General features: G+C 67.8%; 10 protein-coding genes and 2 pseudogenes. 7 read left to right on the top strand and 5 right to left on the bottom strand.

The window, feature by feature from the left end; translation table 11 throughout:
- Positions 1-54: 54 nt before the first annotated feature.
- The gene (locus QE373_RS10085; RefSeq protein WP_309685996.1) at positions 55-1,425 is read left to right on the top strand and encodes a formimidoylglutamate deiminase; all 1,371 of its coding nucleotides are present in this window, start codon (positions 55-57) and stop codon (positions 1,423-1,425) included.
- A gap of 24 nt (positions 1,426-1,449) precedes the next feature.
- Positions 1,450-2,181: a histidine utilization repressor gene (gene hutC / locus QE373_RS10080; protein ID WP_309685994.1), complete on the top strand. Its 732-nt coding sequence runs from the start codon at positions 1,450-1,452 to the stop codon at positions 2,179-2,181.
- 35 nt (positions 2,182-2,216) lie between these two features.
- Here the strand turns inward: hutC and QE373_RS10075 are convergent, their stop codons facing one another.
- The 3 genes from QE373_RS10075 to QE373_RS10065 form a co-directional block, all read right to left on the bottom strand.
- Positions 2,217-3,218: a restriction endonuclease gene (locus QE373_RS10075; protein ID WP_309685992.1), complete on the bottom strand. Its 1,002-nt coding sequence runs from the start codon at positions 3,216-3,218 to the stop codon at positions 2,217-2,219.
- 237 nt (positions 3,219-3,455) lie between these two features.
- The gene (locus QE373_RS10070) at positions 3,456-3,956 is read right to left on the bottom strand and encodes a phasin family protein (RefSeq protein WP_309685990.1); all 501 of its coding nucleotides are present in this window, start codon (positions 3,954-3,956) and stop codon (positions 3,456-3,458) included.
- 106 nt (positions 3,957-4,062) lie between these two features.
- Positions 4,063-4,338, bottom strand: coding sequence for a polyhydroxyalkanoic acid system family protein (locus QE373_RS10065; protein WP_309685988.1), 276 nt, complete (start codon positions 4,336-4,338; stop codon positions 4,063-4,065).
- Between the two features lie 114 nt (positions 4,339-4,452).
- On the opposite strand from QE373_RS10065, the pseudogene QE373_RS10060 reads away from it, so the two are divergent.
- The 4 genes and pseudogenes from QE373_RS10060 (at position 4,453) to aroA (ending at position 9,394) form a co-directional block, all read left to right on the top strand.
- A pseudogene (locus tag QE373_RS10060) lies at positions 4,453-5,254 on the top strand (FHA domain-containing protein).
- A 404-nt stretch (positions 5,255-5,658) separates the two neighbouring features.
- Entirely contained in the window at positions 5,659-6,744 is a 1,086-nt protein-coding gene (gene serC, locus QE373_RS10055; RefSeq protein WP_309685986.1) for a 3-phosphoserine/phosphohydroxythreonine transaminase, read from the top strand.
- A 62-nt stretch (positions 6,745-6,806) separates the two neighbouring features.
- Positions 6,807-8,003, top strand: a complete 1,197-nt coding sequence (gene pheA, locus QE373_RS10050) for a prephenate dehydratase (protein WP_309685984.1) — start codon at positions 6,807-6,809, stop codon at positions 8,001-8,003.
- A 79-nt stretch (positions 8,004-8,082) separates the two neighbouring features.
- Positions 8,083-9,394: pseudogene (gene aroA, locus QE373_RS10045) on the top strand (3-phosphoshikimate 1-carboxyvinyltransferase).
- 265 nt (positions 9,395-9,659) lie between these two features.
- Here the strand turns inward: aroA and QE373_RS10040 are convergent.
- Both QE373_RS10040 and QE373_RS10035 read right to left on the bottom strand, forming a co-directional pair.
- Entirely contained in the window at positions 9,660-10,229 is a 570-nt protein-coding gene (locus tag QE373_RS10040) for an energy transducer TonB (protein WP_309685982.1), read from the bottom strand.
- Positions 10,230-10,372: 143 nt separating this feature from the next.
- The gene (locus QE373_RS10035; RefSeq protein ID WP_309685980.1) at positions 10,373-11,017 is read right to left on the bottom strand and encodes a TonB family protein; all 645 of its coding nucleotides are present in this window, start codon (positions 11,015-11,017) and stop codon (positions 10,373-10,375) included.
- A gap of 115 nt (positions 11,018-11,132) precedes the next feature.
- Between QE373_RS10035 and serS the strand changes: the two genes are divergently transcribed.
- Entirely contained in the window at positions 11,133-12,413 is a 1,281-nt protein-coding gene (gene serS / locus QE373_RS10030) for a serine--tRNA ligase (protein WP_057506779.1), read from the top strand.
- The last annotated feature ends 151 nt before the right edge of the window (positions 12,414-12,564 follow it).

Genomic DNA, 12,564 nt, shown 5'->3' with positions numbered 1-12,564 from the left:
CGGCTGAGCTGATATGTCTATACAATATAGGCGTCCCTTTCCGGTTGTCCAGCCATGACGGATTCGTTGTCTCCCCCTGCCTTCCACGCCGCCCGCGCACTGCTGCCACAGGGCTGGGCGCGCGATGTCCGGTTGACCGTGGTCGATGGCTGCATCGGGGAGATCCACGTCGGCGTGCCGGCGCAGGCGGGCGACCAGCGCGTGCAGATCCTGGTGCCGGGCGTGCCCAACCTGCACAGCCACGCCTTCCAGCGCGGCATGGCCGGGCTGACCGAAATCGGCGGTGGCGATGGCTACAGTTTCTGGAGCTGGCGCGAACTGATGTACCGCTTCCTGGCCCGGCTGGTGCCGGACGCGGTGGAGGCGCTCGCCGCCCAGGCCTACATGGAAATGCTGGAGTCCGGCTTCACCCGCGTCGGTGAGTTCCATTACCTGCACCACGATGCCGATGGCCGGCCGTATGCCGACCGCGCCGAGATGTCCGCGCGCATCGCCGCCGCCGCCGCGCAGACCGGCATCGGCCTGACCCTGCTGCCGGTGTTCTACGCGCATGCCGACTTCGGCGGTGCCGCGCCCAATCCGGCCCAGCGCCGGTTGATCCACGACGTGGACGGGTTCGCGCAGCTGCTGGATGGCGCGCGCACGGCCCTGCGCGGACTGCCCGATGCGGTGCTCGGCATCGCCCCGCACAGCCTGCGTGCGGTGACCGGTGAGGAGCTGTCCGCTCTGTTGCCGCTGAACGATGGGCCGGTGCACATCCACATTGCCGAACAGCTGCGCGAAGTGGATGCCTGCGTGGCCTGGAGCGGCCTGCGCCCGGTGCGCTGGCTGTATGAAAACGCGGCGGTGGACGCGCGCTGGTGCCTGGTGCACGCCACCCATATCGATGACGACGAACGCGCGCGCATCGTTGCCAGCCACGCCGTGGCCGGCCTGTGCCCGATCACCGAAGCCAACCTCGGCGACGGCCTGTTCCCGATGCAGGCCTTCGCGCGCGAGGGCGGACGCTTCGGCATCGGTTCGGATTCCAACGTGCTGATCGATGCGGCCGAAGAGCTGCGCCTGCTGGAATACGGCCAGCGCCTGAGCCTGCGCGGGCGCAACGTCATTGCCCCGGATGCGCAGCGCAGCAGCGGCCGGTTCCTGTTCGATGGCGCGCAGCACGGCGGTGCGCAGGCGCTGGGTGTGCTGGCCGGCTTGCAGCCCGGCGCCAGTGCCGACCTGCTGGAACTGGATGCCGCGCACCCGGCGCTGATCGCCCGCGATGGCGATGCCTTGCTTGACAGCTGGGTGTTCGCCGCACGTAATGGCGCGCTGCGATCGGTATGGCGACGCGGTCGCCAGTGCGTGGCCGACGGCCGCCACCTGCAGCGCGACGCCATCACCGCCCGTTTTGCCCAGGCCCTGCGCGGCGTGCTGGGCTGATCCTCTTTCCGAATCGAGACCACAGTGAAGGCCAGCAAGTCCGCCACGCTCAACCAGCGCATCCGCAGCGAACTGGAAGGCCGCATCCTCAGTGGCGAATGGGCGCCGGGATTCCGCATCCCGTACGAACACGAGCTGATGGAGCAGTACGGCTGCTCGCGGATGACGGTGAACAAGGTGCTGACCGCACTGGCCGAAAGCGGGATGATCGAACGCCGGCGGCGCGCCGGTTCGTTCGTGGCGCGGCAGTCACCGCACCTGGAACAGGTGGCGCTGGCGATCCCGGATATCGCCATGCAGGTCACCGCGATGGGCCATCAATATGCGTACCGGCTGCTGCGCCGCCAGTTGCGCAGCGCCCGCGACGGCGATGCCGGCGAGCAGGAACTGGCCGGTGAGGCGAGCCTGCTGGCGATGGACTGCCTGCACCTGGCCGATGACCGACCGCTGGCGCTGGAACACCGGCTGATCAGCCCGACCGGTGTGCCTGAGGTGCTGGAGGTGGATTTCGCGGTCACCGCACCGGGCAGCTGGCTGCTGCAGAACGTGTCGTGGACGCGTGCCCAGCACCGCATCAGTGCGTGGGGGGCCGATGCGGCCAGCGCCAGGCTGCTGGATGTCAAAGCGGGCACGGCGTGCCTGGTGATCGAGCGGCATACCTGGCGCGGGGATCAGGCGATCACGCGGGTACGGCAGATATTCCTGGGGGATGCGTGGGATCTGGTGGCGCGGTTCGCGCCTGGGAACAATCGCTGATTCGTTGTTGACGGCCAGCGGCCGTCACTACCCGGTTACAGGGTGGTGCACTGGCGCCAGCGGACCGGCTCGTCCACGCCGGGTCGGGAATTAAGCTGGATGCGCACGTTGCTCAGTGCGGGGTAGCGGGTCACCTGGTCGCAGATCATCGGCCACACATGGTCCAGTTCGCCGCTGCGGTTCACCACCAGCGTCTGCCGGGTCTGCCAGATGCCGCTGTGCACGCCGGGCAGCTTGCTCAGGGCGCGGGAGATTTCCTGCTGGTAGCGATCCAGCGTTTCGGTATCCGGGTTGAGGTCCGGGCCGGCCACCGGCGCCTGCGTGGCCGGCGGCGCCGGATCAACGGCGGCAGGTCCAGCCGCAGGCGCGGTATCGCCAGCGGCAGGCGCAGCAGCCGGGGCCTGGGCGACGGCCGGGGCCTGCACCGGAGCCGGCGCAGCCACCTGCACGGTCTGATAGCCCATGCCCACCAGCAGGCCCAGCGTGCTGGAGGCGAAGGCAGCGATCACGATGCGCCGGATCGCCTCGTGGCGGGCCGCATTCTTGACCCCCGATTCGATGTCACCGGGCAGGTAGGGCGACAGCAGCGGCCACAGCCGGCGGCCATCCAGCACTTCCACGGCCTGCTTTTCCGCAATGGCCTGGCCATCGCCATCCACCAGGCCTTCGGTGATCAGGATGCCGCCGCGGGCGCCGGCCAGCCGCGCCGCCGCGCCCAGTTCGTTGATCGCCGCGGTGCCGATGCGGTAGGCCAGCCCATGCTTGCAGGTCACCAGGAAGTGCCCGCTGGCATCGGCCATCAGGAAGTCGCTGCGCGGCTCGCGGGTGTCGTCCTCGTGGCGGCTCATTTCGGTCAGCCCGCGGCGCTCGTGCAGGGCGCGCTTGACCAGTTCGGAGAAATCGCGCCAGTGCATGCCCGCCAAGGCCTGCAGCCCCAGTTGCATTTCCTTGCGACGCCGTTTGACCAGCCACAAGAAACCGGTGGCGAGGACGAAACAGGTGACGGCCAACAGCAGGGCCAGTATCCAGGAGAACATGCAGGCAGCAACGCACAACGCAGGAAGGGGCGGACAGTGTACTGGGGCGCAGTGCTTACAGCGTCAGGGCAATCCCCACAAAGCGCGGCGCACGTCTCAAACGGCAGGCACGAAAAACCCGCCATTACCGAATCCGTGAGGGGAGGGACAAACGGGGTAATGACGGGTTGAATGCAGTGTCGCCCACCGACTGCTGCGTTGCAACAAAGCGGCGGGCAACACAGCGTTCCGGCAGGATCAGCTACCGGTCGGCGACTGGTGGCTGCCCGGGGTCGGTTCACCACTGGCCGGGCTGGCCTGGCGGCTTTCCAGGCGGTTCAAGCGCGCGGTCAGCGAATCGATGCGTGCGTTGAGCGCGGTCACGTCTTCGGCACTGGGCACGTGCAGGCGCTTGAGCACCCCGTGCACGCGGTCCTCGAAGGCTTTTTCCACCTTGTCCCACGTGCCAGAGGCCTTCTCGCGCGCCTGGCCCAGATGTTCCTCCACGTTGTCCCGCCAGCCCGGGCCGTCTTCGGTGGCTTTCTCGCGGCGGCGGCTCTCGAAGGCTTCGCCTTCCTTCACCAGGCCATCGAAGAAGCGGCTCCCTTCGGCCTGCGCGCGGCCCAGCGCACCCAGGCCGGCCAGCCAGACCTGCTGCGCCGAATCACTGAGCTTGCGCGAAACGCGCTCTGCCTGGTCCTGGAAGGAGGCTTTGTCCTGTCCGTCGTTGCGGGGGTCGTGCTCGTCATACTGGTTCATGGGGTCTCCTGCATGGGCGGATGCAGGGACCAGACTAGCGCTGCAACTGCTGGGGCGGCGTGATGGCCGCCGGCAGCGTCGGCCGGCAGTTCAGCCGGCGGTCGGATCAGCCCAGTTTTTCCTTCAGCACGCGCTGGATCTCGCTTTCCACCATGCCCTTCATCGCCGACAGCAGGAAGCCGAGCTTGGCGGTCACGCGCACCGCGCTGGGCTGCAGTTCGATGGCACCGTCCACGCCGCTGCCGGAGAAATCCAGCACGTCGCCGCGCCAGGTGGACTGCAGGCCGAAACGACCAGCCAGTTTGGCGGCCACTTCCTCGATCGCCTGGCGCGCGGCCGGTGCGGCCAGGGCGTGGGCGTGGACGATATCGATGCTGGACATGCGGGTTCCTTTGCGGGGTGGGGCGGTGACAGGGCGTGCATTGTGCGCATCAGCCGCGCAAACGCCAAGCGAGGGTTCTTCTGCGAATGCCAGCCAACTGCTAGTCTGCGCCGCATGCCTAAACTGCTCGTGCACTACAGCCAACCCTCGCAACCCGACCAGCCGCTGGTGCCGGGGGTGCAGAAGATCGTGCGCCAGGCCAACGGCAGCATCCGCCTGGTCGAAGCCAGCCAGGGCAGCCTGCTGCTGGCCCAGCTCAGCCTGGACCAGCGCGGCCTGTGGCTGCAGGTGGCCGCCGGCGTGCGCGGGGTGCATGTCAATGGACGTCCGGTAAAACGCATGGCGCTGCTGCGCGCCGGTGATGCGGTGTACGTGGAAGGCGTGGAACTGCTGATCCAGGGCGAAGTGGATACGCCGATGCTGCCGCCCTCCGCCACAGGCGGCGGTACAGTCCGACGAACCGCGCCTGCTGCGTGGCGCTGGCGGGCCACACCACGGCCGCGGCTACCCGCTGCACGGACCGTTGCTGGTAGGCCGCAGCAGCGAGGCGGACATCGAGATCGACGAGCCGGCGTTTGCCGACCAGCACGCGCGCATCGAAAGCCACGGCGAACGGATCCTGCTGCGCGACCTGGGCACCGGCGAAGGCAGCCGCGTCAACGGCGTGGCCGTGCGTCACTGCTGGCTGCAGGGCGGCGATCAGGTGGTGTTCGATGGCCAGCACCGCTTCGTGCTGGAACTGCCCGACGACCCGCGCCAGCGCCCGCTGCCGACGGAAGAGTTCGTCTTCAACGACGTGGACGAAGCGGCCGAACCGCAGGCCCCGCGCCGCGTGCGCCGCTGGCCGTGGCTGCTGGTCAGCGCCCTGCTGCTGGCCGGCGTGCTGAGCCTGCTGCTGTGGTTCGGCGCCCGCTGAGCCCGGTAACCCCGGCCCGGTAGTGACGGCCGCTGGCCGTCATCGCCGTTGCCCTTGCCTTGGTAGGTGACGACCGTTGGTCGTCACGCTGTTGGCCGGTTGCCGCTGCGCTCGCCGAGCACGGCTCGGCGCTACCACCTCGGTCCCGGTAGTGACGGCCGCTGGCCGTCAGGCTGTTGCCCTTGCACTGGTAGGTGACGACCGTTGGTCGTCACGCTGTTGCCGGGTTGCCGCTGCGCTCGCCGAGCACGGCTCGGCGCTACCAGCAGCCCGGCCCGGTAGTGACGGCCGCTGGCCGTCATCGCCCGCCAATGGATACCAATGCAACCAAATTTCCCTTGAACGGCGCGGTCTAAAGCCTGATGCGCTGCGGCATACTAGGGGTCTTGCCCCACAGGTGTGACATGACCCGCGCGTACAACTTCAGTGCCGGCCCTGCAGCGTTGCCGGAAGTGGTCCTGCGCCAGGCGCAGGAAGAGATGCTGGACTGGCATGGCGCCGGTGCCTCCATCGTGGAAATGAGCCATCGCGGCCCGGAATTCATGGCCGTCGCGGCCGTCGCAGAAGCCGACCTGCGCCAGCTGCTCAGCGTGCCTGACGACTACGCGGTGCTGTTCCTGCCCGGTGGTGCCACCACCCAGCAGGCGCTGATCCCGATGAACTTCGCCAGCCCCGGCCAGCGTGCCGACTACGTGCTCACCGGCCACTGGGGAAAGACCGCGGTCAAGCAGGCCTCGCCGTATGTCAGCGCGCACGTCGCCGCCAGCAGCGAAGCCAACGCCTTCCGTGACATTCCCGCGCGCGCCGACTGGCAGCTGTCGCCGGACGCCGCCTACGTGCACATCACCGCCAATGAAACCATCCATGGCGTGGAGTTCCGTGACATCCCCGATACCGGCGATGTCCCGCTGGTGGCCGATTTCAGTTCGTCCATCGCCAGCGAACCGCTGGACATCAGTCGTTTCGGCGTCATCTACGCCGGTGCGCAGAAGAACCTCGGCCCGGTCGGCATTGCCGTGGTGATCATCCGCCGCGACCTGCTCGAGCGCACCGGCCAACCGCGTGCGGACATCTTCACTTACGCCTCGCACGCCGCCCGCGACTCCATGCTCAACACCCCACCTACCTGGAACTGGTACCTGGCCGGGCTGGTGTTCAAGTGGATGCTGGCCGAAGGCGGGGTGGTCGAGTTTGCCCGCCGCAACGCCGCCAAAGCTGCGCTGGTGTACTCGGCGATCGACGCCTCCGGCGGCTTCTACCGCAACGAAGTGGCCGTGTCGGCGCGCTCGCGGATGAACATCCCGTTCTTCCTGCCCAGCACCGATCTGGACGCGCGATTCGTCGCTGATGCCAAGGCCGCAGGCCTGCTCGCGCTGAAGGGCCACAAGGCGGTCGGTGGCATCCGGGCCTCGCTGTACAACGCCATCCCGGTGGCGGGTGCCGAGGCACTCGTTGCCTTCATGGCCGATTTCCAGCAGCGTCACGGTTGAGCCGCTTCACTGTGTCTACTCCCGGCGCGCGTTGACCGCGCGCCCTGTACCAAGGAACACCGATGGCACGCAAACCTGCCAAGCCGGCCAGCCCCAAGGCCCCCGCTGCAGCACCGAAGAAGGCATCGCCGAAGGCCAGGGCCAGCAAGCCCACCAAGCCGGAAACTCCCGCCAGTGCACCGCCGGTATTGGCCGATGTGCGCGGCAAGATCGACCAGATCGACCGCGACATCCAGTCGCTGATCGCCGAGCGCGCGCGCTTCGCCCACCAGGTCGGCAAGGCCAAGGGCAAGCTGGCCGCCGCCGTGGATTACTACCGCCCCGAACGCGAAGCCCAGGTGCTGCGCATGGTGGTGGACCGCAACGAAGGCCCGCTCAGCGATGAACTGCTGGTGCATGTCTACCGCGAAATCATGTCCGCCTGCCTGGCCCAGCAGGAGCCGCTGAAGATCGGCTACCTCGGCCCGGAAGGCACCTTCAGCCAGCAGGCCGTGCTCAAGCACTTCGGCCGTTCGGCGCTGGGCCTGCCGATGGCCAGCATCGAAGAAGTGTTCCAGGAAGTTGAAGCGGGCAACGCCGATTTCGGCGTGGTGCCGGTGGAAAACTCGGGGCAGGGCACCATCCAGATCACCCTGGACATGTTCCTGACCTCCAACCTGAAAATCTGCGGCGAAGCAGAGCTGCGGGTGCAGCAGTACATCATGTCGCGCAGTGGCCACCTGGAAGACATCGAGCGCATCTACGCGCATCCGCAGTCGTTCATGCAGACCTCGGCCTGGCTGCGCGCCAACCTGCCCAAGGCCGAGAAGATCCCGGTGTCGAGCAATGCCGAAGGCGCGCGGCGCGCCCGCAATGCCGACGACGCAGCGGCGATCGGCGGTGAGAACGCCGGCCACGTGTACAACCTGAAGAAGGTGGTCACCAAGCCGATCCAGAACGATGCCGACAACACCACCCGCTTCCTGGTAATCGGCCGCAGCCTGTTTCCCAGTTCCGGCCATGACCGCACCTCGGTGCTGGTGCTGATCCATGACAAGCCCGGCGCGCTGTTCGATGTGCTCAGCCCGTTCGCCCGCCACGGCATCAGCATGAACCGCATCGAATCGCGGCCCTCGCACCACGGCAAGTGGGAATACGGCTTCTTCATCGACCTGTCCGGCCACATCGACGATGCGCCGATGCAGGCCGCGCTGGCCGAACTGGAAGGGCATGCGGCCCAGATCAAGGTGCTCGGCTCCTATCCGGTGGCCGTGCCCTGAGTAAGTTCCGCGGGAGTGCCCACGCGCTCCCGCGCCCAGATCCCTCGCCGCACCGCGGCGCTGACGGAAGCAACAGACGATGAGCAACACGCAACACTGGATCGCCCGCAAGGGCCAGCCCCTGCAGGGCAGCCTGGTCATTCCCGGCGACAAATCGGTTTCCCATCGCGCGGTGATGTTCGCCGCGCTGGCCGACGGCACCTCCACCATCGACGGCTTCCTGGACGGCGAAGACACCCGCGCCACCGCGCGCATCTTCAGCCAGATTGGGCGCACGCATGGAAACCCCGTCGCCGTCGCGGCGCGTGGTGCACGGCGTGGGCATCGACGGCCTGCAGGCCCCGGATGGCGAACTGGACTGCGGCAACGCCGGTACCGGCATGCGCCTGATTGCCGGCGTGCTGGCCGGGCAGGCGTTCGACAGCGTGCTGGTAGGCGATGAGTCGCTGTCCCGCCGCCCGATGCGCCGGGTCACCGGGCCGCTGGCGCAGATGGGTGCGCGCATCGATACCCAGGACGACGGCACCCCGCCGCTGCACGTGCACGGTGGCCAGGCGCTGAAGGGCATCGATTTCGCCTCGCCGGTGGCCAGCGCGCAGGTCAAATCCGCGGTGCTGCTGGCCGGGCTGTACGCCGAAGGCGAGACCTCCGTGGTCGAACCGCACCCGACGCGTGACTACACTGAACGCATGCTCGCCGCCTTCGGCGTGGAGATCACGTACTCGCCCGGCAAGGCCCGCCTGCGCGGCGGCCAGCGCCTGCGCGCCACCGATATCGTGGTGCCGGCAGACTTCTCCTCGGCCGCGTTCTTCCTGGTGGCGGCCAGCATCATTCCCGGTTCCGAACTGCGGCTGCAGCAGGTTGGCCTGAACCCGCGGCGCACCGGCCTGCTGCACGCCCTGCGGCTGATGGGCGCGGACATCACCGAAGAATACCCGGCCGAGCAGGGCGGTGAGCCGGTGGCGGACCTGGTGGTGCGCTATGCCCCGTTGAAGGGCGCGCAGATTCCCGAAGCGCTGGTGCCGGACATGATCGACGAGTTCCCCGCGCTGTTCGTGGCGGCCGCGGCGGCCGAAGGCCAGACCGTGGTGACCGGCGCAGCCGAACTGCGGGTCAAGGAATCCGACCGCCTGGCGGCGATGGCCACCGGCCTGCGCACGCTGGGCGTGCAGGTGGACGAAACCGAAGACGGCGCCACCATCCACGGCGGTGCCGTGCTGGGCAGCGGCACGATTGAAAGCCACGGTGATCACCGCATCGCCATGGCCTTCGCCATTGCCGGCCAGCTGACCGACGGCGAAGTGCGGATCAACGACGTGGCCAACGTCGCCACCTCGTTCCCCGGCTTCGACAGCCTCGCCAGCGGCGCCGGCTTCGGCCTGACCGCCTGAACCCCGGTAGTGACGGCCGCTGGCCGTCATGCTCTGCCCCGGTAGTGACGGCCGCTGGCCGTCATGCTTCCGCTCTGGTGAGTGACGACCGGTGGCCGTCATGCTCCTGCTCTGGTGGGTGACGACCGTTGGTCGTCACGCTGTTGCTCCATTGCCGCTGCGCTCGCCGAGCACGGCTCGGCGCTACCAGGGGTCGCTTCACCTCCCGCACAAAAAAATGCCGGCCCAATCAGGCCGGCATCTTCAAATCACACCCTAACCGCACTCAACGTTCGGTACGGAAATCCACCGGCACGTTGACCACGCTGGCAATCGCACGGCCGTTCTGCATGGCCGGCTCGAACTTCCAGTTACGCACCGTAGTCAGCACCGCACGGTCCAGCTCGCGGTCGCGCTGACCAGTACGCGAGACGATGCTCGCCTCGGTCACGCTACCGCTTGGGGCCACCTTCAGGCTGGCTACCACGCTGCCCTGCACGCCATTGCGCAGCGCGCTCGGCGGATACGACGGCTTGGTATTGCTGGTCAGCGGACGCGCCTCGCGGTTACGCACCGCCGGGGCCGCGCGCTGCTGGGTCGGGGCCGGGGTGGCACGCGGGGCGGTGGCCGGCGCATTGGCGACCGGCGTGCCGGTAGCCGGCAGCATCCGCTCACCTATCGGCGCCGGCGCCACTTCCGTGTTGGACGTCCGCAGCCACAACAGCGCAGCGGCAAACATCGCCACGATCAGCGCTATCCAAAGCCAAGGGGACGGGCGGCGGCGTTCGTGGACAAGATCAGCATCGGCCTGATGATGCGGCGAGGCCGGCATTTCCGGAGCATGGGTCGCACTCATGTTGGATCTCCTGCACTGTCGTTTCCGACGACGCCCAAAGTCTTGCCGCTAACGCATGGCACGGGTGTAACCATCGCGTCAACGCGGTGCATGGAGTTCAGGTTCGGGTGCAGGGTCCGTTCAGTGATGCACAACGTGCGTGATCAACGACCCGGGGTGAAATCAAACGGCACTTCAATGGTGCCCGGCACGGCCTGTCCATTGCTCATCGCCGGGGTGAACTTCCAGCGGCGCACGGCTTCGGTGGCGGCACGGTCCAGGTCGCGCGAGCCACTGCGCTGTACCAGCGCCACCCCATACGGGCGGCCGGTGGCATCCACTTCCACGCGCAGGACCACCGAACCGGATTCGCCACGGCGCAGCGCGGCCGGCGGGTAGGTCGGTGGCGGCGACTGGCCGGCGATCGGCATCGGGCGGTCATTGGCCACCGGACCGGCGGTGGTCGGCGCGGTACCGGGGGCCGGCACGCCTTCTACCATCGGCGCAGGCGCCGGCGTGGTTTCCACCAGGGTCGGGGTTTCTTCCGGCGGCGGGGCAGGGCGCGCGTCGGGCATGTCGCTGGAACCGGCTGCCGCGGCCAGCGGCTCGGGCAGCGGCTCGATCTCGGCCACTTCCTGCGGCGTCTTGGCGGCCGGGTCGGCCTGGAAGAAGCCCTTGTCGCGGCTGCTCAACCACACCACCACGAACAGCAACAGCCCCACCGCGAACGCGATGCCGGCGATCTTCAACGCATTGCGGGGAATCTGCAGGGTGATGGACTTGCCGGACGAGGTGCGGGTAGCAGGCATGACGCAAACCAATACGGGACCGGGCGATTCTGGCACAGCCGCGATGAACCGTCCGGCAGAAATCCGCATAACAGGCGATAATCTGGTTCCTGAACCACAACCACCGACAGCCGCCATGCTCGATCCAGCCCTGCTCCGCAACCAGCCCGCCGACCTTGCCGAACGCCTGCGCTCCAGTCGCGGCTTCGAGCTGGACGTGTCCGCGCTGGAGTCGCTGGAAGCAGACCGCAAGCGCATCCAGGTGCGCACCCAGGAACTGCAGAGCCTGCGCAACAGCCGCTCCAAGGCGATCGGCCAGGCCAAGGCCAAGGGCGAAGACGTGGCCGCGATCATGGCCGAAGTGGCTGCGTTTGCCGACGAACTGAAGGCATCGGAAGTCACCCTGGACGAACTGCGCGAGAAGATCGACGCGGTCGCGATGATGATCCCGAACCTTCCGGCAGAGGACGTGCCGGCCGGCGCTGACGAAAGCGAGAACGTCGAGCAGTCGCGTTGGGGCACCCCGCGCCAGTTCGATTTCAAGGTGCTGGACCACGTAGAGCTGGGCGCCCGCAACAAGTGGCTGGACGGTGAGACCGCGGCCAAGCTGTCCGGCTCGCGCTTCACCGTGCTGCGCGGCCCGATCGCGCGCCTGCACCGCGCCCTGGCCCAGTTCATGCTCGACCTGCACAGCGGCGAGCACGACTACCAGGAGACCAACGTGCCGGTGATCGTGAACGCCGACAGCCTGTACGGCACCGGCCAGCTGCCGAAGTTCGAAGAGGACATGTTCATCACCCACTTGGGTGAGCAGAAGCGTTACCTGATCTCGACCTCGGAAATCTCGCTGACCAACATCGTGCGCGATGAAATCGTCGATGCCGAGCGCCTGCCGCTGCGCATGACCGCCCACTCGCTGTGCTTCCGTTCTGAAGCCGGCAGCGGTGGCCGCGACGTGCGCGGCATGATCCGCCAGCACCAGTTCGAGAAAGTGGAACTGGTCACCGCCTGCCGCCCGGAAGACAGCGATGCCGAGCACCAGCGCATGACCCGCTGCGCCGAAGTGGTGCTGGAAAAGCTGGGCCTGCCGTACCGCAAGGTGCTGCTGTGCACCGGCGACATGGGCTTCTCCGCAGTGAAGACCTACGACCTGGAAGTGTGGCTGCCCTCGCAGGACACCTACCGCGAGATCAGCTCGTGTTCCAACACCGGTGACTTCCAGGCCCGCCGCATGCAGGCCCGCTGGCGCAACCCCACCACCGGCAAGCCCGAGCTGCTGCACACCCTCAACGGCTCCGGCGTGGCCGTCGGCCGCGCGATGATCGCAGTGATGGAGAACTACCAGAACGAAGACGGCAGCATCACCGTGCCGGACGTCCTGCGCCCGTACATGGGCGGCCTGGAAACCATCGGCTGAAGCACCGGTAGTGACGGCCGCCGGCCGTCATCTCTCTCAACACGGGGTCAGAGTCCTTTTCTTCGAAAAGGCGTCTGATCCCTCTGGCTGCCAGCCAACTGCCCGGGGTCAGAGTCCTTTTCTACGAAAAGGCGTCTGACCCCTCTGGCTG

This window comes from Stenotrophomonas sp. SORGH_AS_0321 (assembly GCF_031453215.1).
Classification (GTDB): domain Bacteria; phylum Pseudomonadota; class Gammaproteobacteria; order Xanthomonadales; family Xanthomonadaceae; genus Stenotrophomonas; species Stenotrophomonas chelatiphaga.
This window is presented reverse-complemented; position numbering and strand designations above follow the sequence as displayed.

Excerpts from the sequence above, each read along its gene's own strand:
- QE373_RS10075 (WP_309685992.1), bottom strand. The coding sequence starts at position 3,218 with ATGTTCTCCTGGATACTGGCCCTGCTGTTGGCCGTCACCTGTTTCGTC.
- QE373_RS10065 (WP_309685988.1), bottom strand. The coding sequence starts at position 4,338 with ATGTCCAGCATCGATATCGTCCACGCCCACGCCCTGGCCGCACCGGCC.
- pheA (WP_309685984.1), top strand. The coding sequence starts at position 6,807 with ATGGCACGCAAACCTGCCAAGCCGGCCAGCCCCAAGGCCCCCGCTGCA.
- serS (WP_057506779.1), top strand. The coding sequence starts at position 11,133 with ATGCTCGATCCAGCCCTGCTCCGCAACCAGCCCGCCGACCTTGCCGAA.
- QE373_RS10085 (WP_309685996.1), top strand. The coding sequence starts at position 55 with ATGACGGATTCGTTGTCTCCCCCTGCCTTCCACGCCGCCCGCGCACTG.
- QE373_RS10035 (WP_309685980.1), bottom strand. The coding sequence starts at position 11,017 with ATGCCTGCTACCCGCACCTCGTCCGGCAAGTCCATCACCCTGCAGATT.
- QE373_RS10040 (WP_309685982.1), bottom strand. The coding sequence starts at position 10,229 with ATGAGTGCGACCCATGCTCCGGAAATGCCGGCCTCGCCGCATCATCAG.
- QE373_RS10070 (WP_309685990.1), bottom strand. The coding sequence starts at position 3,956 with ATGAACCAGTATGACGAGCACGACCCCCGCAACGACGGACAGGACAAA.
- serC (WP_309685986.1), top strand. The coding sequence starts at position 5,659 with ATGACCCGCGCGTACAACTTCAGTGCCGGCCCTGCAGCGTTGCCGGAA.